Annotated in this window: 17 protein-coding genes; 10 read left to right on the forward strand and 7 right to left on the reverse strand. The window is 42.0% G+C overall.

Annotated elements, in window-relative coordinates; translation table 11 throughout:
* The first annotated feature begins 653 nt into the window (after positions 1 to 653).
* Positions 654 to 1,826 carry a homospermidine biosynthesis protein gene (locus ACM0OY_RS28180; protein WP_414572089.1) on the forward strand — a complete coding sequence of 391 codons (1,173 nt, stop codon included), beginning with the start codon at positions 654 to 656 and terminating at the stop codon, positions 1,824 to 1,826.
* Between the two features lie 186 nt (positions 1,827 to 2,012).
* On the opposite strand, the gene ACM0OY_RS28185 is transcribed toward ACM0OY_RS28180, so the two are convergent.
* Entirely contained in the window at positions 2,013 to 4,361 is a 2,349-nt protein-coding gene (locus ACM0OY_RS28185; RefSeq protein WP_414572090.1) for an adenylate/guanylate cyclase domain-containing protein, read from the reverse strand.
* A gap of 835 nt (positions 4,362 to 5,196) precedes the next feature.
* On the opposite strand from ACM0OY_RS28185, the gene ACM0OY_RS28190 reads away from it, so the two are divergent.
* The 4 genes from ACM0OY_RS28190 (at position 5,197) to ACM0OY_RS28205 (ending at position 9,366) form a co-directional block, all read left to right on the forward strand.
* On the forward strand, positions 5,197 to 5,556 hold the full coding sequence (locus ACM0OY_RS28190; protein ID WP_414572091.1) for a VOC family protein: 360 nt from the start codon (positions 5,197 to 5,199) through the stop codon (positions 5,554 to 5,556).
* A 105-nt stretch (positions 5,557 to 5,661) separates the two neighbouring features.
* Entirely contained in the window at positions 5,662 to 6,978 is a 1,317-nt protein-coding gene (locus ACM0OY_RS28195) for a recombinase family protein (RefSeq protein ID WP_414572092.1), read from the forward strand.
* 579 nt (positions 6,979 to 7,557) lie between these two features.
* Positions 7,558 to 9,174, forward strand: a complete 1,617-nt coding sequence (locus tag ACM0OY_RS28200; RefSeq protein WP_414572093.1) for an ArnT family glycosyltransferase — start codon at positions 7,558 to 7,560, stop codon at positions 9,172 to 9,174.
* Positions 9,175 to 9,195: 21 nt separating this feature from the next.
* A complete protein-coding gene (locus ACM0OY_RS28205; protein WP_414572094.1) occupies positions 9,196 to 9,366 on the forward strand; it encodes a hypothetical protein in 171 nt (56 codons plus the stop codon).
* Between the two features lie 669 nt (positions 9,367 to 10,035).
* Here ACM0OY_RS28205 and ACM0OY_RS28210 read toward each other — a convergent pair.
* The gene (locus tag ACM0OY_RS28210) at positions 10,036 to 10,419 is read right to left on the reverse strand and encodes a hypothetical protein (protein ID WP_414572095.1); all 384 of its coding nucleotides are present in this window, start codon (positions 10,417 to 10,419) and stop codon (positions 10,036 to 10,038) included.
* A gap of 534 nt (positions 10,420 to 10,953) precedes the next feature.
* Here ACM0OY_RS28210 and ACM0OY_RS28215 point away from each other — a divergent pair.
* Entirely contained in the window at positions 10,954 to 12,858 is a 1,905-nt protein-coding gene (locus ACM0OY_RS28215) for a chloride channel protein (RefSeq protein WP_414572096.1), read from the forward strand.
* Positions 12,859 to 12,988: 130 nt separating this feature from the next.
* Here ACM0OY_RS28215 and ACM0OY_RS28220 read toward each other — a convergent pair whose 3' ends face one another.
* A complete protein-coding gene (locus ACM0OY_RS28220) occupies positions 12,989 to 13,402 on the reverse strand; it encodes an AbrB family transcriptional regulator (RefSeq protein WP_414572097.1) in 414 nt (137 codons plus the stop codon).
* Between the two features lie 457 nt (positions 13,403 to 13,859).
* Here ACM0OY_RS28220 and ACM0OY_RS28225 point away from each other — a divergent pair, with 457 nt between their 5' ends.
* From ACM0OY_RS28225 to pyrR, 3 genes are all read left to right on the forward strand, one after another.
* Positions 13,860 to 14,303 (forward strand): Rrf2 family transcriptional regulator, encoded by a 444-nt coding sequence (locus ACM0OY_RS28225; protein WP_414572098.1) that lies wholly within the window; start codon positions 13,860 to 13,862, stop codon positions 14,301 to 14,303.
* Positions 14,304 to 14,473: 170 nt separating this feature from the next.
* The gene (gene cbiB, locus ACM0OY_RS28230; protein WP_414572099.1) at positions 14,474 to 15,469 is read left to right on the forward strand and encodes an adenosylcobinamide-phosphate synthase CbiB; all 996 of its coding nucleotides are present in this window, start codon (positions 14,474 to 14,476) and stop codon (positions 15,467 to 15,469) included.
* Positions 15,470 to 15,615: 146 nt separating this feature from the next.
* Positions 15,616 to 16,158 (forward strand): bifunctional pyr operon transcriptional regulator/uracil phosphoribosyltransferase PyrR, encoded by a 543-nt coding sequence (pyrR, locus tag ACM0OY_RS28235; RefSeq protein WP_414572120.1) that lies wholly within the window; start codon positions 15,616 to 15,618, stop codon positions 16,156 to 16,158.
* A 49-nt stretch (positions 16,159 to 16,207) separates the two neighbouring features.
* On the opposite strand, the gene ACM0OY_RS28240 is transcribed toward pyrR, so the two are convergent.
* From ACM0OY_RS28240 to ACM0OY_RS28255, 4 genes are all read right to left on the reverse strand, one after another.
* A complete protein-coding gene (locus ACM0OY_RS28240) occupies positions 16,208 to 16,591 on the reverse strand; it encodes a nuclear transport factor 2 family protein (RefSeq protein WP_414572100.1) in 384 nt (127 codons plus the stop codon).
* A gap of 328 nt (positions 16,592 to 16,919) precedes the next feature.
* Positions 16,920 to 18,809: a response regulator gene (locus ACM0OY_RS28245; RefSeq protein ID WP_414572101.1), complete on the reverse strand. Its 1,890-nt coding sequence runs from the start codon at positions 18,807 to 18,809 to the stop codon at positions 16,920 to 16,922.
* On the reverse strand, positions 18,775 to 19,272 hold the full coding sequence (locus ACM0OY_RS28250) for a response regulator (protein ID WP_414572121.1): 498 nt from the start codon (positions 19,270 to 19,272) through the stop codon (positions 18,775 to 18,777). The genes ACM0OY_RS28245 and ACM0OY_RS28250 overlap by 35 nt, the downstream gene beginning before the upstream one ends.
* 306 nt (positions 19,273 to 19,578) lie before the next feature.
* Complete coding sequence (locus tag ACM0OY_RS28255; protein WP_414572102.1) at positions 19,579 to 22,929, reverse strand: PAS domain-containing protein; 3,351 nt, start codon at positions 22,927 to 22,929, stop codon at positions 19,579 to 19,581.
* Here ACM0OY_RS28255 and ACM0OY_RS28260 point away from each other — a divergent pair, their 5' ends adjacent.
* Entirely contained in the window at positions 22,930 to 23,115 is a 186-nt protein-coding gene (locus ACM0OY_RS28260) for a hypothetical protein (RefSeq protein WP_414572103.1), read from the forward strand. It abuts the gene before it with no gap.
* Positions 23,116 to 23,463: the final 348 nt, after the last annotated feature.

The raw sequence follows: 23,463 nt of genomic DNA on the forward strand, positions 1-23,463 counted from the left end.
CAGCTTTTGTGACATGAAAAGCAGCTTTTGTGACATGAAAAGCAGCTTTTGTGACTTGTAAACCTATTATTATCAAAAAATTTCAGCCAACATACCTGCATTTATCGTAAATTAAAGGGTTTAAGACCCCTCTCTTAGAGGATGTTTGAAAAGTATTGGGCGACTAGAAGTCGCTACTACACAAGCAAAGTCCACCTCCGTGGACTAATGAAAAAGAAAGGTTTTAACTCACGGAGGTGGGTTTTGTCTGTGTAGCCGCGACTTCTAGTCGCTTTTCAAACATCCTCTTACAAAGTTCTGATCTAAGGAACCCTTAGCTCAACGCCACTTGCTTTCCGACGCAGGGCGACAGGAACGCAGTGGCTCGACTTTGCGCTACGTCTACACTTAGACTCATTTTCAGTCGGGGTTTAAATCCCCCGGAGTTGCTCCTCTTGGAAAGACCCCAAGACCGCACTCCTCTTCGTCTGAAATGTCTTTAATTTTGAATTTTGAATACTTCGGCTACGCTCAGTACAAGTTTTGAATTTTGAATTGTTAATTTCCTCTACCCTCCACTCGCTACTCCCTATTTTCAAGATAGTATTACTGTCACTTTGGCTGAAAGCTAGATAACATTAGATTCGGCGTGTTTACTGTTCAGGAGTGCCAAAATGTCTAAACAGCTGGGTCAAAAAATCGCACCCACACCCATATCAAATGATATTGGGGTGGTGGATTTAATTGATAATTACTTCACCGCCTACAACTCAGCACGTTTGCGGGAAATCTGCCAACTACTCAGCCGCGATGTCTTGACAGAAGGTGTCACGGTGGGAGTTAGCCTTTCTGGTGCAATGACGCCGGCAGGATTTGGGGTTTCAGCGCTTGCACCCTTAATTCGTAACGGTTTTATTGACTGGATGATTAGCACTGGTGCAAATCTTTACCATGATATGCATTACGGTTTGGGTTTTGAACTGTTTGCTGGTAATCCGTTTTTAGATGATGTGAAACTACGCCAACAAGGCACAATCCGGATTTATGACATTATTTTTGGCTACGATGTACTGCTAGAAACCGATGCTTTTATCCGCAAAATTCTGCAAGCAGAACCTTTCCAAAAACGCATGGGAACCGCTGAGTTTCACTATTTACTAGGCAAGTATGTCCGGGAAGTAGAAAAGCAATTGGGTGTGCAGAATTCTTGTTTGCTGGCTACAGCTTATGAATATGGCGTACCAATTTATACTTCTTCCCCTGGAGATAGTTCCATTGGGATGAACGTAGCAGCTTTGGCGTTAGAAGGTTCGCAATTAATATTAGATCCTGCAATTGACGTGAATGAGACAGCAGCGATCGCTTACAATGCCCGTGAAGCTGATGGTAAAAGTGCTGCTGTCATTCTCGGTGGTGGCAGTCCGAAAAACTTTTTGCTACAAACACAACCGCAAATTCACGAGGTCTTAGGACTAGAAGAACGCGGACATGATTACTTCGTGCAATTTACCGATGCTCGTCCAGATACAGGTGGTTTGTCTGGGGCAACTCCATCGGAAGCCGTCAGTTGGGGTAAGATTGACCCAGAGGAGTTACCTAACACAATTGTTTGTTACACCGATAGCACGATCGCTTTACCATTGGTAACAGCATACGTCCTCAACAAATGCCAACCTCGTCCCCTAAAACGTTTGTATGACAGACGAGAAGCCATTTTCGAGAAACTGCAAACAGACTATCTAGCAGCCAAAAGCCAACCATCAGATCGAATTCCAGCTGCGGTAGCTGAAAATGCTTCACAGCCAACAGCGACCTATCCTTGCGGTAGGTTGATTCCGAATACGTAGGGAGTGGGGAATGGGGAGTGGGGAGTTAGGAGTTAAGAATTTTCTCCTTTGCCCCATGCCCTATGCCCTATGCCCCATGCCCCATGCCCTATGCCCCATACCCCATGCCCTATGCTCCATGCCCCATGCCCCATGCCCCATGCCCCATGCCCTATGCCCCATGCCCCATGCCCCATGCCCCGTGCCCTATGCCCTATTCCCAATTAACCAATAAGTCGTCATTTTCCCTTTGCCTTTAACTTCGATTTCGCCCCGCTTTTCAAACAAAAATTCATTACACAGGGATTTATAAGTATTTTCTGTGACCTGGATTTTGCCAGCAACTCCTTGTGATTCCATGCGGCTGGCAATATTTACCGTGTCTCCCCAGAGGTCGTAAGTAAACTTTTTCAAACCAATGACTCCGGCAACTACGGAACCGCTATGAATACCGATGCGGATGCTAAAATTTTGGTTATTCTCACCATTAAATAAAGCGATCGCTGCTTGCATATGTAATGCCATTTGGGCGATAGCTTGAGCATGATCTGAGCATCGTGTGGGTAAACCGCCGACTACCATATAAGCATCGCCAATAGTCTTGATTTTTTCTAAACTATGTTGTTCGGTGAGGCGGTCAAAAGCTGAAAAAATAGGATTGAGTAAGTTTACCAGTTGAATCGCACTCATGGAAGCAGTGATTTCACTGAAGCCAACGATATCTGCAAATAAAACTGTAACATCAGCAAAGTCTTCAGTAATGCTGGCTGGTTGTTCTTTCAAGCGTTTGGAAATTGCTGCTGGCAAAATATTCAGCAACAAACGTTCCGTTTGCTCCTGTTGATGGAGGAGTGCTTTTTCTACTGCTAATCGCTCGGTAACATTGCGAAAAATCCCATGAGTAGCAACTGGATGACCTTCGAGAAATTTACCGTTAATGTTACCTTCTAAATAGATTGTCTCACCATTTTTGGTAATGAATCCGGCTTTAATTTGCTCTTGCTTTTCTCCGGAAAGCACGCGATAAAACTTTTGCCAACAGTATTGTCTAAACTCTGGATGTATAATATCAAAGACATTTAAAGAAGCAATTTCAGCTTCGCTATATCCTAAAGTTTCTCGCCATGCGCGATTGACATACAAAAAACGGCCATAGGCATTCACAGCTTGAATCAAATCATTAGCATTTTCAAATAAATCTCGATATCGTTGTTCGCTTTCGACAAGAGCGATTTCTGCTTGTTTGCGTTTGATAAACTGGGCGATTTGGCTACCAATAGAACCTACCATTTTCAAGAGGTCTGGATCTTTTGCTTGGATATCTCGGCTAAAGAAAACCATCACCCCTAAGATTTCATTATCGTCTAAGATGGGGAAGCCAAAAGCTGCATGTAATCCAGCTTCAGCAGCAGATTGCGATCGCCTAGCGTCTCCATCTTGTGTGATATCATCAGTCCACAAGGGCGATCGTCTAATCCAAATTTCACCAGGTAACCCAACACCAGGAGTATATGTAGTTTGCCACGTAACTGCTTTAAACTCTCTGGCAGAAACTACTCGACTTGACCAAATTTCCACACACCTTAATACTGCATTGACACTGTGTCTTTTTACTGAAGTACCGATATATTGATTTGGTGTCCAAAGTTCGCCTAAATCCCATTCCAGGTTTTGACAAATCGACTTCAAAATTTGGGGAATTACCTGTTTTATACTCTGTGATTCTGATAAAATCCGGGTGATAGCATACTGGGTACTTGTACGCTGTTCCCGGCGCTGTCGAGCAGTAATATCACGACCGATGTAAACAATATCTTCTAGCCCTTCTGTTCCTTTGGAAATCACCGAACAAGAAAAAGCAATCAAACGTTTTTCTCGATTTTTCGTTCTACAAACTACCTCTAAGTTTTGAAAACTTTGCTTAGCAGCAAAATGCTGATAAATTATTTTTATTACTACTTGGTCGTCAATTATCAATGAAATAGGTTGATTAATTAATTCTTGTTGAGTAAAACCAAATAATTCTTCAGTAGCATGATTGACTTTAATGATTTTTCCCAAGTTACTAGTTACCAAAAAAGCATCTGCCATTGAATTGATGACTCGATCCATGTAACTTTTACAAGTTACTAAAGCACTGGATAGCAAATTTGCTTCATTAGTTTGCTGTGCCAACTTTTGTTTTAAAACAATTTTGTCAGTTACATCCTCAATGAGTACGATTAATTTATTTTCAAATTTTTCATGTTGTTCACCGATAATATATATATCTATATATAAATGAGATTGTTGGTTTGAACCTCGTCTAACTCCTTGTAATTCAAACAGTTCTTGCTTTCCGTACAAGATAGCTTTTAAAATATCTTCAAGTCCGATCAACTCAGGAAAACTTAGCCGGATATCTTTACCCCGTGTCGCCTCCTCAGGCCGATGTACAAACCGTTGCACTTGCTCGGATGTATCTATAATGCAAAAATTATCATCCAGTTCCAAGCGTTCAAATTTATGTGGGAAAGAAGGTTTATTAAAAATCCGGTCTAATACTTGGTCTTTCATTGTGGTGTGAGAACAGACTTAAGGCTGATCTTGCAAAATGAGGATTTAGAGCAAAGAGAAGATGTCAGAACTGCGAATTCAGAATTTTCCAAGTCAGAATTAAGAAGAGTTTACAATCAAAGCTTAATAACTTCAAGAAAATCAGTAAGCTACAAAACCCTTGATGTTGTAAATATTCTGCATTTTGACTACTGATCGGAACTTCGGAGTCTCAGCCTCCGCTCCTGAATTTTGGCTAGAAGATTTCAGAGAAGAGAAAGAAAAAATTTAAATTATTGCTATGTGAGACTATCATCTCATTGACAATTAACGCCTCAGGAATCAGAAATAACAATTAATAATTCAGCACTACTGATGATTCTTTAGCTATTCTTTCAAACGTTTGAACCACATACAAGCCTGTCGAGTCAGAAATTACAGAAGTTGCTAATACTCAGTTTTTTTACTGAAATTCATATTAATTGATTAAGTGTACTATTTTTTAGCACCAACTCCGTATGGTTAATTCAAAACGGCTCTTAGCAATCCTTCGAGTCACTCGATCGCAATTGAGTAACTGATAGTAAATAAACTTTCGATTTTTCATCTATGTCTTTTGGAGTATTGACAATAAATTATAAATTTATATTCTATCAAAACTTGTTCTCCCAAATATTTAACTTTATCCTACCAATACCTGTTGATTATTAATTTGGGGATGGGGCATTGGGAGGTGTAAGAGGGGTAGGAAGAGTGAGAAGCTTTTTTATAATTTCCCCAACTCCGCCATCTCCCCCCACTCCGCAAGAGTTAAAACTACGTCAAAATTTAAATAAAAGCGATCGCACCTACCAAAATGCACATTACCCAAAGCCTCCATACAGCAATTCTCGTGACTGACTTAGAACGGTCTGAACACTTTTATGGCAAAGTATTGGGATTAGCCAAAATAGATCGTTCTCTAAAATACGCTGGCGCATGGTATCAAGTCGGCAACTATCAAATTCACCTCATAGTTGCACCAACTGTCCCCACCGAAAACCAAAACGAAAAATGGGGACGCAACCCCCACTTCGCCTTCTCTGTTGCTGACTTGGACGCCGCCAAACAAGAATTACTCGCTCGTAATTATCCCATCCAACCCAGCGCCTCAGGCCGCCCCGCCCTGTTTACTCAAGACCCAGATGGGAATATTGTTGAGTTGAGTCAGCAGTGAGAGAGTGAACCAGACGCCGGGACGCGAAGACACAAACAGACAAAGAAAAACTAATGACTAATACTTCGGCTTTGCTCAGCACAAGTGACTAATGACTAATGACTAATGAAAATCATTGCCTACTCTTACACCGATCCTCTACTAGAATCTTCTCCCGATGAAAGCAGTTGGGGATGGGAAGTCGATCGAGTTTATCAAGATTTGGGCAAGCGAGAGTCCTCCGGACACGCTTCGCGAACACAATTACAACAATTACTCACAGATTGCCAAACTGAAGGTGCAGATTATCTGTTGGTTCGTCGTTTGGAAGAATTGGGGGATACTGTAGAGGAAGTAAGCGATCGCCTTGATGAACTCGAAGCGATGGGAGTAGCGGTAATTGCCACTGAACAACCTTACACTTCAGAAAATTCTCCTCTTCGCGCTGACTTGCTGAGTTTACTACATGCAATCCAACGCGAACAACGTAGTCGTCGCATCCGTCAAGGACACGCCCGTAATCGTCTCGACGCTGCACCACCACCCGGTAAAGTTCCCTACGGCTACCGCAGAGGTAAGGGAAAATATACCATTGACCGCAGTACTTCACCAGTGGTCAAGGATTTTTTTGACCATTTTTTACTCTATGGTTCTTTGCGCGGTTCAGTCCGCTACTTGGCAAAAAAATACAGCAAAAAAATTTCTGTTACCACTGGACGCCGCTGGTTAACTAATCCAGTTTATCGTGGCAATACAGCTTACCAAAATGGTGAAATTATCTCCGATACCCATATTCCCATAATTTCCAAGGAAGAAGCTGCCCAAGTTGACCGACTTTTACGCCGTAACAGCCGTTTACCACCCCGCACTGCTAGTGCGCCACGTTCTTTAGCTGGGTTGGTTGTATGTAACGAATGTCAATCACATCTAACGGTTACCCGTGTCACCCAACGCAACCAAGACCAAGAATATCTGTATTTACGTTGTATTAGCTGTCCGCGACGCCCTAAGTGTCCGGCTATTCCCTACCAAGAGGTTTTAGAACAGACAATTGAAACCGTTTGCCGCGACTTACCCTTAGCTGTAGCAGGAATGAATTTTCCCCAGTTGGATGCAGTCAAAAATAGTTTAAGTCAAGCGATCGCTCGTCAGCAAGAAATACTCGCTCAGTTACCCGCTTTAATTGAAACTGGAATTTTAGATACCGAAACAGCAAAGTTAAGGGCTTATAAACTCCGCACAGAAATTTCTGCACTCGAAGCCAAGTTGGCAATTCTTCCCCCCGTTAATTTGCGTTCTGTTGCTGTTGCTGTTTCGATTCCACAATTCTGGTTAGATTTGTCCGAAACAGAACGACGATTTTACTTTCGAGAATTCATTAAAGACATTGAAATTGTTCGCCAAGAGCAAAAATGGGAGTTGCAAGTTATTTTTATTTTTTAAGAATTCATAATTCAGAATTCAGGAGTATTTTAAGATATAACACTTTTAAATTACACAGTCACTCATACTGTTGAATGCTGACAGTTAAATGTAACTGTCAATAGTCAATAACTAACACAAAAAATGTACTGCGTTAAATACGCAACAGCTTAGCTACGACTCATATTTTATTTTTTCAATATACCTAGAGTGCTTGACAGCAAAGGCTAATACACCAACCAAAGGTTTTTTGTAGTCATCTCGGCAATCACATAATTCTGACTTATACTATGTAATTTTGTCATAGTACTAGTAACAAAAAAGCTTGATGAAATATCAGACAATGTAGATTTATTTACAAGATAGTCCAAAAGTATTGAGCCAGTTTTTATACGTATTATTTTTATCATTTATCGATAAAAAAGATCGTTAAATAATTAAGATAAATTTCCCGGAAAAATAGTACTAATTAAAGAAAGTTGAGTTAATCTTGGAAACTAGCAATCGTTAAGAACAGACGTTGTTACTGGGTGACAACATTGGAGATTCGCTTTGGTCTCTATGTAATCAAACCAGCAAGTAAAATGATTACCAGAGAATATGCAAGAAGGAAGCTTTATTTGGGGTCATCTAGAAAAACAGCATCGCACAGTCGGCAGATGGGTTGATTGGGTATGGCTTCTCGTATTACTGTTAGCGGCAGTGTTACTGTTTAGCGTCAACCTGGGAGGATTACCCCTGCGAGATTGGGATGAAGGCACCGTCGCACAAGTCGCTAGGGAAATTTGGCACGCACCAGCAGGTTCAATGCGCTGGCTTTACCCAACGCTAGGAGACGAGCCTTACCATAACAAGCCACCCTTAATGCATTTGCTAATTGCTTGGGCTTATTCTCTAGGAGGCGAGAGTGAATTCACTACGCGGCTCCCTGGAGCAATTTTAACATCAAGTTCAGTACCTTTACTGTATTGTATTGGTCGAGAATTATTTCGCCAACGTTGGGCAGCTATTTATAGTGCCTTGATTTACCTAACAATGCTACCCGTGGTGCGTCATGGACGTTTGGCGATGTTAGATGGGGCGGTGGTCAGTTTTTTGATGGTGATGATGTTGTGCGTATTGCGATCGCGCCGGGATTTACGTTATTGCCTTGGTGTTGGCATCGGTTTTGGGTTAATTTGTCTGACTCAAGGATTGGTAGGCATATTACTAGGTGCGATCGCGATCGTATTCTTATTTTGGGATACGCCACGATTACTCACCTGTTATTATCTGTGGCTAGCTATCTTGATTGGTATTTTACCTGTGATTGCTTGGTACGGCGCCCAACTAATTCACTATGGTTATACCTTCGCCCAAGTCGGCCTTGTAAATTCATCGAGCCGAATTGGCACAGTTGCAGAGATAAATTTTGAACCACCTTGGTACTACATCATTGAACTTCTCAAGTACACATGGCCGTGGTTATTATTCTTACCGCAAACTGTACGTTTAACTTGGGAAAATCGCAACCTTAGCTGGGCAAAATTAGTACTGGCGTGGAGTGCTGTTTATCTAGTATTAATTTCCTTGATGATTACCAAACTTCCCTGGTATATATTCCCGATTTATCCTAGCTTAGCCTTGGCTTTTGGTATCCAGTTAGCAGAGACAGAAAATTTACCTTTAGTGTCATCCTATCCCCGTAGTTGGGTGGCAGGTTTGGCGATTTTGGCTGTAGTCGCTTCTGTTGGCAGCATTTATTTTAGTTGGGGTACAACACCAAAAACCGACTTACAGCTAATTTTTGCAGCAGTAGCTTTAACAATGACCTTAGCAGCTATTTTGGCAGAGCGAGGCGACGGTCAATTTCTGAAGATTTTGTTCTGGGGAAGTTATATTTCGCTGCTACTGTTAATGAAATCGAATTATTGGGTTTGGGAATTATCTGAGGCTTATCCAGTTAAACCAGTAGCCGCGATGATCGTGCGGGCAAATCCAGCTACGAAGAAGATTTATACATCTTTTCCCTACTCTCGTCCTTCGTTGGATTATTACAGCGATCGCACCATTATTCCCGCTTCTGTTGGTGAACTGCAATATTATTGGCACTACAACGGGCAACCCTACTTCCTGCTTCATACATCTACTTTCAACAATCTTCAACTAGAGTCAATCAAGCTAATTGACCAAGCCGAAGATTGGAAATTAGTTACTAAAGATACAAATCGCTTATAAATTTGGGGCATCCCTGGGGGTGTGGGAGGTGTGGGAGGTGTGGGGAGTGTGGGAGGTGTGGGAGGTGTGGGAGGAGAGGGAGGTGTGGGAGGAGAGGGAGGTGTGGGAGGTGTGGGAGGATGGGGAAGAAATCTTTGTTATGCTGTATCCCCGATTAAAAATAAGGTGGGATCGGGTACGGCAATTGATTGAGCTGCTAGGCATCGAGATCCGTTCTCGTCTGGAATCACAACAGGCTGCTTATTTTGTCCCTTACTATCAGTCGGAATGGCACGCTTGTAAAGCTATTTCTTGGGGTGAGGCAGGAGGCAGAGGGCAGGAGGCAGAAGTTATGAAATCTTTGTGCTGCAAAACTTTCGGGTTTTTATTTTCTTTTCCTTCTGCCTCCTGCCTCCTGCCTCCTGCCTTATCTTCGTGCCATTCCTATCAGTCGTTAGGGGCAAGTTCTCACCCGAAGTATTCCCCGATAACGTATGGTAGAACCTCGATACCTGCGCCACTTCTTCTCACACACAAAGGTTGGGTTATAGCTTAACGCCTCTTGCCTATTGCCTATTCCCTACCATAAGTAGAACGGTGTGAAAAATTCAATGTTTGTAGTAAGGACTTTAGTCCTAAGAAAAGGTCTAAAACCCTCGCTACGAGGTAAGTTTAGCTAATGTTATATTAGTTAACATAGTTTGATTTATTCTCACCTACTTACTTATAACTTTTCACAAATGATTTAATAGGGTTATACATAAAACAGTGTTCTATTTGTTGGAGAAATATAGAACACTGTTTCATATAAATATTATTGATTGCAAAATTAGAGAGATTAAAGTAATATCTGATTGCTCATAGGGAAAAGACCAATATTTATTATGGCGATTTTTCCTGTGGTTTTTTAATTTGCTCTGTAGGAAGCACTTGGCGATCGGAACTCGTGGTTTCCTGAGTGATAGCAATCATACTAAAAAAAATGGCACTTCCTACAGCAAAGGCCACCATAGGACGCTTAAGTAGGACAAAATCCCTGACAATCCTAGCCAAAGGTCGGCTTTGACGACGCAGCGCCGAAGAAATCATCATTTGTCTCCAAGTAAACGGATCGCGGACATAATGACCGCTTTGGCAAACTACTAACCTTTCTTGGCAATAGGGACAACAAAACAAGCCAATACGCGTTTTAATTGGTTTGGGTGCGGCATTTCTTTGGCAAATTGGGCAAGTAACATAATGATTATCAAAAGTGTGTATATTCATTTACTCGCTGTATAAGAATAGCTATATTGAATTGGGGTCAACCAAGAGGACAATGAGAAGGGAAGACAAGAGGAGGAGTTTTCTTATTGCTTTTGCCTTGTTGTTTCCTTGTCTAGCACTCCTATGACTTCTAAGTATATTTTTACATCAATGCTGAATCACACATACATTCTATTACTACCAAGGATGGCTCAATGGTCGCAACACGAGTATAGCTAGATTTAGGCGAAAATGACTTCTCATTAATGCTTATGGCTCATAGTACTTATGTTGTCTCTAAAGAGAATACGGTTGACGTTGACTCGTACCCCATCAGCGTAGGCTAGCAAAAACCGTAGGCATCGCTGACCCCCAAATAATAATTGTCTCCCATTTAACTATTTTCCCCACAAAAATTTTGCATAGTGACATTTTTTGCTATAGCTTTGTAAATCGAGCAAATAAAGTCTACTTGTCTGGTTGCTAAATAATGGCTCACAATGAGAAGTAACAGATAAAAATTTAAATTTTTTCTTACATTTACCCCGCCTCTCAATGACTCTCTTGCCTCCCACTCAACTGAGGAAGGTAACGGAACAACCTGCCTTTCCTACACCTTCTGCCCGCTTAGCTCATCTAATCAACCGTTTTCAACCATCCCCAGAAACCGTCGTGCTATTTTTAGCCATGCTAATTGGCGGTGGCACTGGTATGGGTGTAGTCACCTTTCACTATTTAATCGAGCTGATCCACCATTTAATGCTAGAAAATTTCATGGGTCAGATCGGCGTCTGGGGTGCTTGGACTCTGGCTTGCGTTCCCACCCTTGGCGGATTAATCGTTGGCTTGATGCGCTGGCGTACTCAAGATTTCGGCCCTGGACTTTCATCTCTCATCGCTGCTTCCCAGGGAACAGAGATCAGGCGACCACTACGACCAGTTACCAAAATGCTAGCTGCATCTGTTTCTTTGGGAAGCGGTGCTTCTTTAGGTCCAGAGGGGCCCAGTGTAGAAATTGGCGCAAATTTTGGTATGTTGTTGTCTGTGGTCCTAAATGTATCTCAGGAGCGACGACGTTTACTGTTAGGTGCTGGCGCTGCTGCTGGATTAGCGGCTGGGTTTAATGCTCCCATCGCCGGAGTATTTTTTGCCTTAGAGGTGGTAATGGGAGCTACATCCTTTGCTACTTCAGCTGTCAGTGTGGTGCTGCTGGCGGCAGTGGTAGCAGCTTTAGTTGCTCAAATTGGTTTGGGGGCACAACCCGCTTTTGATTTACCTGCTTACCAAGTCCGCAGTCCTTTAGAATTACCCCTTTATCTTGGCTTGGGTTTAGGGGCTAGCCTAATTTCTCTAACTTATACTCAATCAATTCGTTTGGCGAAAGCCTGCTTTGCTGGCAAAGTTCCAGGCTTTCAATTTCTGGGACGAATTCCTCAGCCAATTCATCCAATTATCGGCGGTGTTATTGTTGGCGCAGTTGCTTTGCACTTCCCGCAAATTCTGGGCGTTGGTTATGAAACTGTGGAAGCAATGCTTCAGGATGTCAAATTTTCACTGCACCTATTAGTTGTGCTGTTGGTAGTGAAGCTACTGATAACTGCAATTAGCGCGGGTAGCGGTTTTATTGGCGGTTTGTTTGCACCAGCTATGTTTTTAGGCGCTTCTTTTGGTTCCGCTTACGCCAAAATTTTAGCTGTGGTATTCCCGACAATTTGTGAGCAAATGGCAGCTCCTCCAGCTTATGCAATGGTAGGGATGGCAGCAATGTTGGCTGCGAGTGTCAGGGCACCGTTAACGGCTATTTTAATGCTGTTTGAATTAACCCGCGACTACCGCATTGTTTTACCGTTGATGGCTGCTGTTGGTTTGAGTGTTTGGTTAGTAGAAAGGATTAAACCGACTTTTAACTCTAACTCTAATCTGCAACAAATTGGTCTTTCGGAATTAAAAGATGAACGAGCAGAAATTGTGCAGGAAATTTTGGTAGAAGATGCTATGCATCCCTACCCAAAAAAATTACCTGCAACTTTGAGTGTGTTAGAAGCAGCTGTGGAAATGCTCCGCGATCGCACACGAAGTGTTTTAGTAATCGATCGAGCAGACCAATTAGTTGGTATCCTATCTCTAGAAGATATTAATCGTGCTCTTGCTCTTTGGGAAACTTACCCAGATTTACCAACTGAAATTTCAGATAATTTATCCAATCAAACTCTCATGGACATTTGTACTACTGAAATTCTTTACGCCTGGCACGATGAATTATTATCTGAAGCTTTAGACCGCATGAGTCTTAGAGGTTTGCATCAATTACCAGTGGTAGCACGAGACAAACCCGATCGCATTTTAGGTTTACTAGAAAAAGAGCAAATTGCATTAACCTGCAATTTAGCAGTTACGCGCAAAGCACTGCGGCACTATTTACCAGTCTTACCGACAACAGATATAGTTATTGGTCATTAGTCATTGCTCATTAGTCATTTGTTTTCACAAATGACTAATGACAAAGTGCAAAGTCTGAGGGAAGGTTTCCGACCATCAGAACTTTGTAACAGAGACAAATGACTATTGACAATTGACTAATGACTATTTATTAAGCAGTAGCTTCTAGAGTTTCATCCTCTTCCCGATCTTCTGGATCTACTTGTCTCAAACGAATGTGCTTTTTACCTAAAGTGATGAGAAATTCATCTCCTGGTTTGAGATTCATCTGTTTTGTATAAGCTGAACCTATAAGTAAGTTACCATTGGATTGCACACTAATTCTATAGCTAGCACTACGTCCACCGCGCCCATTAGCACTGGGTGTACTGTCTAACTGAATGCCTTCAGCATCGATTAGGGCATTTAAGAACTTCATCATATTGACGCGCTCTATACCATTTTTGGTAACGGTATAGTAGCCGCACTTCTTGGCTTTGTCTTCCTTGCTCTCGTTCTCTAGCTCTTTGACTTTTTTGAGCAGTTCTTCGCCGACTAGGGGTTCAATTTTTTTCTGTTTAGGCATCAACTTAGGTCGAAAACGAATGTTTGAAGTGTTTGAATCGATTTTATTTTAGCTGAGGTTGAGCTAATAGGAAGATAATCCTTTAGTTTTTATCTCAACATAGCCAAGTATATTACACTCACAGCCAGAATTGTTATGCGATTAGCAAATATTTCCCCAACAATTTATTTTATAGAATACTGCCAATGCTGATAACTATATATATAGTTTGTGAATTACTGTTAAACTATATTTGTTTAAGTTTTCTAAACTAACCTTCAAAAGGTTGTCTAGTTGGTGAAAATCATAACTGAGTCAGACAATGATAAGCAAAACTGATCCTTAGTGATTGGTCATTGGTCATTAGTCATTAGTCATTGGTCTAAATAAATGACTAATGACTAATCACAAAGCACAAATTCACTAGCGCCGATTTCCGGCATTCAGAACTTTGTAACAGAGGGCAAAGCTGACCAGAATGAAACTAACTACCAAAGGACATTACAGTGTGAAGGCGTTGCTAGATTTGAGTTTACAGCCAAGATATGGTCCTGTATCTGTAAAAGCGATCGCCAAACGCCAAGATATCCCAGCTCCTTACCTCGAAAAACTACTAATAGAAATGCGTCGTGCTGGGTTAGTGAATTCAATTCGTGGTAGCATCGGCGGATACCAATTGGCAAGAGAACCTATACAAATATCTATAGGACAAATTTTGGAAGCAGTTGGCGAGAGTATTACTCATTTACCCGATCGCACTCCAGCACCTACACAAGCTGAAGATTGGGTAACATTTACCCTTTGGCAAAGACTTAATCAAAAGCTCAAAGAAGCGTTGTACAGTATTACTCTGGCAGACCTTTATTACGATGCTCGTAGTTGGCAAGCTTCCCTTGGAGAAGAAGCTAGTTTTGTAGTTTAGTCATTGGGCACTTGTACAGAGCATACTTCAACTTCCTTCGGCTTACCTCGACTTAGCTACTTCGACTGCGCTACTTGGGCTTGCTTCTCTACGAGAGGCTGCGCCAACAGCTTTGCTCAGCACAAGTCAGCATAAGTGGCTCATTACAAGTGACTAAGGACTAATGACTAATGACATCTGCTGTTGTTTTAATCATTGCGGCACTTTTAGATTACTTAATTGGCGATCCTTGGGGTTGGCCTCATCCCGTACAATTTATAGGTTGGGTAATTTCTCAGTTAACCAAATTTTCTCTACCATTATGTCAACATTCTCTAACACAACGTCTAGCTGGAATTTTACTAGGCATTATCGTCATAATTGGTAGCGGTCTTGTTGGTTTTTTCCTCGTTCAAAGTGCCAAATGGGTGCATCCGCTGTTAGCAATTGCTTTAGAAAGTATTCTTTTGGCTAGTTGTTTTGCTGGCAGGAGTTTGCGAACAGCAGCAGTGGCTGTTTTACAACCTTTAACAGCAGGAGATTTACTAGAAGCGCGTAAGATTTTAAGTAATTATGTTGGTCGAGATACACAAAATCTTTCACAAGCAGAAATTTTGCGAGCCGTTTTAGAAACAGTCACAGAAAATGCTACTGATGGGGTAATGGCTCCACTTTTTTATGCAATTATTGGTGTCTTTGTGCCAGTTGTGGGACCGATTCCGTTAGCTTTAGCATACAAAGCCAGCAGTACCCTTGATTCAATGGTAGGTTATCGGGAAGCACCTTATACTTATTTCGGGTGGTTTAGTGCCCGGTTGGAAGATTGTTTAACTTGGCTACCTTGTCGGTTAACAGTAATGACTCTGGCACTTTTATCGGGTAAACCGATGCATGTTTGGCGAATTTGTCGCCGGGATGCAATTAGCGATCCTAGCCCCAATTCTGGCTGGAGTGAGTGCGCCTATGCTGCGATTTTAGGTGTACAAATGGGGGGTAAAAATTGGTATCGTGGGGTAGCTAAACACAAACCATTGCTAGGAGATGCTATTTATCCCATTACCCCAACTTCTATTTATAATGCTTTGCAACTGACTCGATATTGTTTTTTACTATGGTTAGGGATAGCGATCGCTATTCTCTTAATACTCTCAAATAGGGCATGGGGTATGGGGCATGGGGCATGGTGAAGAGGACACGGGGACAACGAGAATTGGGGACAAGGGGAAAGACTTGTTATAAATTCTCACCTTGTCCCCTTGTCCCCTTGTCTCCTCCGCCCCTCCGCCTCCCCGCCTCCCCACTCCCCACTCCCCACTCCCCACTCCCCCTAAAGATAGCTATGTCTGCAAAAGTAGTTGAGATCCTTTCATCAGAAGAAATTCGCCGTACCTTGACTCGGCTTGCCTCTCAAATTGTAGAAAGGTCGCGTGATTTATCCCAATTAGTGCTTCTCGGTATATACACTAGGGGTGCATTATTAGCTCAATTGTTGGCACGTCAGATTGAGACACTTGAAGGTGTAGCCGTTTCCGTCGGCGCTTTGGATATCACATTTTATCGGGATGACCTTGACAAAATTGGTTTGCGAACTCCGGCGAAAAGCGATATTCCTTTTGACTTAACGGGGAAAACTGTTGTACTCGTCGATGATGTCATTTTCAAAGGACGGACAATTCGCGCTGCTTTGAATGCTGTAAATGAGTACGGAAGACCAGAGGTAATTCGTTTAGCTGTGTTGGTAGACAGGGGTCATCGTGAGTTACCAATTCACCCAGATTTTATTGGTAAGCAGTTACCTACCGCTAAAGAAGAAATTGTCAAAGTTTACTTACAAGATTGTGATGGAAGAGATGCAGTAGAGTTGATGGGAGATTAGTTATTCTCCCCATGTCCCCGCGTCTCCCTCATCCCCTCCTCCCCACACCTCACCGCAAAATGGGACTCCCATGATGATGAACTAAATACCACTTACCACCAAGAAGCTGAAATACATTTGTAGCTGTTGATTGTGCTTCGAGTCTTCTCGAACCTACGACTTGAAACACATTTTCTATTAGCACAACATAGCCAATATTATCAGTTACATCTGTAGCAATTACCTCTGCGTTTATTTCGATATAAGCTGTATTTTTAAATATCTGCTCCCAAGAAGTGCGAATCTCTTTCCAACCCCGCAACACTCTACTACCAGGATGAATACAAAAACTACCAGTTCCCTGTGACCATATTGCACTCATCGCCTCAATATCTTTTCTTTCAAAAGCTCGATAAAAACCTGTATTAGCAACTAAAACTTCATCCTTGGTCATAGTAAGTTAAATAGTTAGGAGTTAGGAGTTGGGAGTTATATCATGTTCGGGTGAAGACTTATCATTAGGACTGACGCACAAGGGGACGCGGAGAAATTTTAATAATAAGTGATTATCCGAACTTGATATTAAGAGTTACTAAATTATAACTCTCAAGTTGGAATTAATTGGTTGATTTATCAAGTAGCATTATGGCTTGAGCCTAACGCACTATGTTATTTAGCAGTGCTTTATAGGCTAATGCTATGTTTTTTATGACCAATCGCCTCGAAAGATGTACCTAACTAACACATCTTGCAAGAATTGGAATTTTATTAACTCCTAACTCCTAACCCTTTTTAACTGTACTAATAGTTTGTAATAGTTGGTTAGCTGTATACGGTTTAGGCAAAAAGGCTTTGATACCTATGTCATAAGCGGCATTAACCTTATCTGTTGAACTCAGTCCACTGACGGCAATAATTTTGACATTTGGGTTAATCTTTTGTAGGGTACGGATGGTAGTTAGCCCATCCATAGATGGCATAAGCATATCAGTTAATACAAGAGATATTTCATCTCGATGTTCTGCATATAAGGCTATAGCTTCAATGCCATCACTGGCTGTAATTGCTTTGTAATTATGACTTTCCAGAGATGTTTTTGTCACATCTCGAATGGCTGCTTCATCATCTACAACTAAAATTAATTCTCCTTGACCTGGAGGTAATTCTTGCTGTTGTTCTTCTACAGTCTCCGCTGTATCTTGAGCTGGCAAATATACCTGAAATTGGCTGCCTTTTCCGGCTTCAGTGTATACATTGATAAAACCGCCGTGGCTTTTAATGATGCCAAGCACTGTAGACAAACCAAGACCAGTACCTTTACCAACTTCTTTAGTAGTAAAAAATGGCTCAAATATCCGGTCTAATATTTCTGGTTGAATACCAATCCCCCCATCAGTAACAGTAATCAAAATGTGATGACCAACTTTAGCATCAATATGCATCTTGGTAAAGTTTTCATCAACGAAAAGGTTTTCCGCAGAGATTTTTAAAGTTCCACCATTTGGCATAGCATCACGAGCATTGACACAGAGATTCATCAGTACTTGGTGGAGTTGGGTAGCATCACCAGATACAGTCCAAAGATTTTGGTGAATTTGGGTAAAAACTTCTATAGATTTGGGAAAAGTTTCCTTAATAATTTGCTGAATTTCAACTATTAAATGCTTTAATTGTAGGACTGTGCGATCGCCTTCTAGTCCACGAGTAAACGATAATACTTGCTTGACTAAGTTTGCCCCTCGTTTAGCGTTAGTAATTAATATTGGCAGCAGTCGCCGAGAACGATCGTCATGAACTTGTGCTTCTAAGAGTTGGGCTGTCATCAAAATTGGGGCAAGAACGTTATTCAAATCGTGGGCGATACCACTGGCTAAGGTGCCAATACTTTCCAATCGCTGGGCGCGGAGAAATTGGGCTTCTAGTTGTTTTTTCTGTGTTATGTCAGTGTTTACTACGAGGATAGTTTCTGTTTTTTTACTAAACTCCCGGACCAACGTCCAACGGCTTTCAACAATAATTTCTTTACCTAATTTTGTTTTTTGATGTAACTCGCCTTCCCAAGAACCATTTTTCATCAAAATACTGAGTGCTTCTTTAACTTGAAACACCTGTTTTTCCTGCCAAAGAACTCGTGTCTTTTTATTGATAGCTTCTTGTTTTGTCCAACCGTATAGTTGCTCAGCAGCTTTGTTCCAAAATAAAATTTTATCGTCTAAATCACGGACAAAAATTGCATCCGTAGCAACATCCAGTAAAGCAGCTTGTTCGCGAATTTTCTGTTCTGTTTGTTTACGTTCAATGGCGTAGCGGATAGAACGCTCTAACAAAGGTGCCGTTAATTGGCTTTTTTCGAGATAATCTGCGGCTCCGGCTTTCATGGCTTCTAGGTCTATTTCCCAGTCGCCCTGACCGGTGAGTAAAATTATCGGAGAACAACAGCCGGTGGCAATGGCTTCGCGCAATAGTTCTAGTCCATTGTGTGGTCCCAAACGGTAGTCTACAAGATAAATGTCATGTTGGTGCAGAGCGATCGCACTCCTGGCTGCTTCATAATTATCCACCCATTGCAGCTCGCAGTTTGCTACCTGGAATTCACTGAACCAATAACGAGTCAAAATATAATCGTCTTCATCATCATCAACGAACAGAACTTTGATGGGGCTGCTGTCCATGTTTGTCTTCCATTGCTTCTGTTGGCAGTTTCACAATTTCAAACCAGTATTTTCCGAGAGTCTTCATTAACTCAACTAAAGAAGCAAAAGTCACTGGCTTAATGATGAAGGAGTTGGCACCCAAATCGTAGGTATTATATATATCTTCTTGGTCACCTGAAGTTGACAGCATGACAACAGGAATTCGCCGCAGTTGTGGGTCAGTTTTAATTTCTTTGAGCGCCTCAAAACCGTCTTTTTTCGGCATATTCAAATCTAATAAAATCAACCCTGGATGCGGTTTGGCGCTGTTGTCAGCATATCGACCACGGTGGTATAAATAATCCATCAGATCTTCACCATTACTAACGATGTATAGTTCAATTGGCAATTGACTTTCTGCCAATGCCTCGCGAACCAACATCTTGTCGTCTTCGTCATCATCAGCCATTAAAATTGTGACGTTTGTTTCTCGACCCTTCACTATGCATCGTCTCCTTTGCATTGGTTTATTAGTATGAATCAAGTTATTAACTTGGCACAGATGGCAACTTGCACATTGACAAAAATAATCAAATATGCAATTGATATATTTAGCTATGAAAGCTTCATTTTTTGACAACAAACCGCATGTTGCAGTAGTAGTCTAAAAGCGGAAACAACGGAATCTTATTAATAGTTAACATAGTGGTCAATCTATACAATAAATAAGTCCTTGAAATTAGGGGGCATAGTTGTACAATTAAGCTAATTTTTGGGTCTGGTCTTAATCCCTCTCCAGGAATAAAAATTAATGTTGGCAATCAACTGATAATGTGACAAAAAACTTTGATCCTTGCCCTGGTTTGCTTTGGGCTGCGATCGCTCCATGATGACGCTCGGTAATTTTCCGGCAGATAGCTAAACCTATACCAGTTCCCTCGTATTCAATACTACTGTGCAAACGTTGAAAAACGTTGAAAATGCGATCGAGATACTTTTCTTCAAAACCAATACCATTATCCTCTACAACGATTTGGCAAAAGTCAGAATTGGTAGAAACTTTATGTCCTTGCTTGTTTAAATGATTACCATAAATTCTAATAATCGGTGGTACTTGTGGGTGGTGGAATTTTAGGGCGTTACCGATGAGATTTTGCAGCAATTGGCGCATCTGTACAGGATCGGCTTTAATGGTGGGTAACTCTCCGATTTCGACAGTCGCCCCAGTTTGCTGGACATAAATTTCTAAATCAGATAATACTTCTTGGGCGATCTTTGCTAGATTTACCGATACAAAAGGCTGGGCCCTAGTAGTAACTCGTGAAAGTGTCAGCAAGTCTTCAATTAATGTCTGCATTCTGTTAGCAGCATTCTGCATCCGTTCTAAGTAATCGCGTCCCTGTTCAGTTAACAGGTCGCCGTAGGTAACTTTAAGGCGATCGCCAAAGGTTTTAATCTTACGCAGTGGTTCTTGCAAATCGTGGGAGGCGACAAATGCAAATTCTTGCAATTCTTTATTGGAACGGGCGAGTTCTTGCCGCTGGCGAGTTTCTTGTTCTAGAATTTGGCTCTGAGCTAAGGCAATGCCTATTTGATCTGCCAGTTGTTGCAACAGTTCAATTTCCGAGCTAGTCCATTCACGAGGATGGGCGCACTGATGAGCAATTAGTAGCCCCCAGAGTTCATTTTTCAGGAAAATCGGAACTACAAGGTTGGCTTTGATGGCGAATCGTTGCAGCAATTCGACGTGGCAAGGTTGGATATCAGCTTCTTTGATGTCCCTAATGGAACTAATTCGCCCTTGGCGGTAACGCTGGATGTAATCGTCACGAAAGGAACAGTCGGTAATTTGCTGCCCCATAACAACAGGCAAACCGGGAACTACTGCTTCTTGAACCGCCATCAAAGAGCCATTTGGCTGGAGGCGCAAGATTAATACACGGTCGGCAAGCAGTAGTTTTTGCACCTCTATAACGCTGGTTTGCAGAACTGCATCGATTTGTAAAGATTGACGAATTTTGAGGGTGATATTAGCGAACAATTGCGATCGCATATTTTGACGTTGTAATTCTGCTTGGACACGGTTGCGTTCGTGCAGAGCGGCTTGGCGTTCAGTAATATCCATCATTGCGCCCATAATTCGCACTGGCTTACCTGTCTGGTCATGGACAACATAACCCCGGTCAAACACGTAGGCATAGGAACCATTACTGCGACGAAAGCGGTATTCATTTGACCAGAATTTCTCACCGCTATCGATCAAAGCACGCACTTGGTTAGCGATTCTCTGCCTATCGTCTGGATGTATGTGTTCACTCCACCATTGAGCGGTAAAACTTATTTGCTCTATCGAGTAACCAAACAGTGTTTGTAAAGCTTGATTCCACCACACCTTATTAGTCAGCAAATCCCAGTCCCATAAAAGATCGTTGGTAGCACGGGCGACTATTTGGAAACGTTCTTCACTTTGACGCAATTGTTCTTCTGCTAATTTACGTTCAGTGATGTCAGTATGACAAGTTATCATCCGCACTACATTTCCGTCTTCGTCCCAGACTGCTTGACCGCGATTCAAAACCCATTTGTAAGTGCCATCTTTACAGAGAATTCGATGTTCGCTGATAAAAAACGGGGTAATCTTGGCAAAGTGATCGGCGATCGCTTTTCTGACAAATCCCATATCATCTGGATGCACTCGTGTTGCCCATTCATCTAATTCATGGGAAATTTCATCTTCTTCATAACCGAGCATTTCCTTCCAACGAGTTGAGAAAAATACTTGGTTATTTTGAACTTTCCAGTCCCAAATACCATCATTATTACCGCGCACCACTAACTGGCAGCGTTCTTCGCTTTCTTTGAGTGCGTTTTCTACCCGTTGACGTTCAATAGCAGCAGCGAGAATATTAGCAATCGATTGCAGAAAATAAATTTCATCTTTAGTAAAGGTCTGTTGTCTGGTTGTATGTGCCCCTAAGACACCAAAAGGACGCTCTTTGCCATGAATCACCACGCTAATTCCGCTCACAACTTGATGGTCATGTAGCAGTTGCGGTCCATTAAATCGCGTTTCGCTTCGCAGGTCATCGACAATCACCGGCCCGCTAGAAAGTAGGGTATAGCCAGCTTGGGAATTCATCAAAGCGTTGACGGTAGCATTTCCCACCAAACCAGGCTGCCAACCTACTCCAGCCCGTAGCAAGAATGCACTACCATTTGGCAGTAGTTCTAAAACTTTACAATACTCAACTTTTAGGCATTGGGCAACGATACTCACACATAAGTTCATCAGTGTAGTCAAGTCTGTACCAGCTAAGGCTATTTGACTGAGTTCTGCCACCATTGCCTGCTGGTTAGCATGAAGTTCTAGTGCTTCCTCTGCTTGCTTGCGCTTGGTGATGTCTACCTCTATTGCAGACATTCCCACAGCCGCACCTAACCCATCCCGACAGACAATTCCTTTGCTTGCTAAATAGCGAATGCTACCATCGAGCAAAATAACTCGAAATTCGATTTCATATTCTACCCCATCCCTAATAGCTTGCTGATGCGATCGCCTGACAAAATCGCGGTCTTGGGGATAAACGCGGTTGAGAAAAGCATCATAGGTGTCGTTAGAAGTCTCTTTTTCCCAGCTAAAAAGTTTTTCTAGCTTACCTGAATAAGTAATTTTATTAGTCAGAAGATCCCAGTTCCAAATGCTCATGCCAGCAGACTCTAATGCTAACCTCAGCTGTGCTTCTCGCAGTTGTGCCTGGGCAGTTTGTTGTTGTAATTCCTGCTGAGTACGACGAGCTTCCAGAAGACGGCGCAATCTTTGACGTAATATCGGCCATTGAATTGGCTTAGTAATAAAATCAGTTGCACCCGCAGCAAAAGCTTTTTCTACAGATGCGCGGTCATCAAAAGCGGTAATTATTAACACTGGTGTATTTTTGCCATCGGAGAGTGCTTGCAGTTGAGCGCAACAGCTAAAACCATCCATTTCTGGCATCATCGCATCCAACAGTACTATATCTGGGTGTAGGCGAGTATAGGTAGCGATCGCTTCTAAACCGTTACTCGCTTCTACCACCTGATACCCTGCTTCTTTCAATAGCTCACACAGATACCTTCGCATTAAATGGTCGTCGTCTACAACCAGAATCAGGTTACTCATTTGTCGCTTGTTATTTGTCAAACAATTTCAGATTTGGGATTTTGCGAAAAGTTTGTAGACGCTTGTGCCGCTTCCCACTGGGTGCGTTGGTTACCCTTCGGTTTCTCCGAAGAAGTACCGGCGAACAAAGCTTTTCAAGATGGATTTTGGATTGCAGAAAAAGAGCAGGATTTCAAAGGATCTTAGCCACCCTTTTTCAGGGGATACTATTGGCTAATCGGGGGTTACACCCCACACCCCACAATTTTTCGCTATTCCAACAGATGTAGAGACGTTGCAATGCAACGTCTCTACTGTATCCTCAGGGAGGTTGGGGAGATCTAATACCATTTCAGGAAAATCTTGATACATATACGTTTACTGTAAGAGCGCACAATGGTGCTACCCTACTGACGTATTTGTATCAATTTTAATTCAAACGGTATAAGAATTTCAAAACACACCCTAGCCCTTATTGTACTGAGTGCAATATTAATTAATTCTTTTAGCCGCCACTCTTGCAATCTTCACTTCCCACTCAAAAGTCCTTTGTAC

The organism is Nostoc sp. CCY 9925 (assembly GCF_963920935.1).
Taxonomy (GTDB): domain Bacteria; phylum Cyanobacteriota; class Cyanobacteriia; order Cyanobacteriales; family Nostocaceae; genus Nostoc.

Bases quoted from the DNA above. Each gene is read 5' to 3' on its own strand.
- ACM0OY_RS28195 (WP_414572092.1), top strand. From the start codon at position 5,662: ATGAAAATCATTGCCTACTCTTACACCGATCCTCTACTAGAATCTTCT.
- ACM0OY_RS28240 (WP_414572100.1), bottom strand. From the start codon at position 16,591: ATGACCAAGGATGAAGTTTTAGTTGCTAATACAGGTTTTTATCGAGCT.
- ACM0OY_RS28185 (WP_414572090.1), bottom strand. From the start codon at position 4,361: ATGAAAGACCAAGTATTAGACCGGATTTTTAATAAACCTTCTTTCCCA.
- ACM0OY_RS28255 (WP_414572102.1), bottom strand. From the start codon at position 22,929: ATGAGTAACCTGATTCTGGTTGTAGACGACGACCATTTAATGCGAAGG.
- ACM0OY_RS28190 (WP_414572091.1), top strand. From the start codon at position 5,197: ATGCACATTACCCAAAGCCTCCATACAGCAATTCTCGTGACTGACTTA.
- cbiB (WP_414572099.1), top strand. From the start codon at position 14,474: ATGACATCTGCTGTTGTTTTAATCATTGCGGCACTTTTAGATTACTTA.
- ACM0OY_RS28180 (WP_414572089.1), top strand. From the start codon at position 654: ATGTCTAAACAGCTGGGTCAAAAAATCGCACCCACACCCATATCAAAT.
- ACM0OY_RS28200 (WP_414572093.1), top strand. From the start codon at position 7,558: ATGCAAGAAGGAAGCTTTATTTGGGGTCATCTAGAAAAACAGCATCGC.
- ACM0OY_RS28210 (WP_414572095.1), bottom strand. From the start codon at position 10,419: ATGAATATACACACTTTTGATAATCATTATGTTACTTGCCCAATTTGC.
- ACM0OY_RS28225 (WP_414572098.1), top strand. From the start codon at position 13,860: ATGAAACTAACTACCAAAGGACATTACAGTGTGAAGGCGTTGCTAGAT.
- ACM0OY_RS28245 (WP_414572101.1), bottom strand. From the start codon at position 18,809: ATGGACAGCAGCCCCATCAAAGTTCTGTTCGTTGATGATGATGAAGAC.
- ACM0OY_RS28220 (WP_414572097.1), bottom strand. From the start codon at position 13,402: ATGCCTAAACAGAAAAAAATTGAACCCCTAGTCGGCGAAGAACTGCTC.
- ACM0OY_RS28215 (WP_414572096.1), top strand. From the start codon at position 10,954: ATGACTCTCTTGCCTCCCACTCAACTGAGGAAGGTAACGGAACAACCT.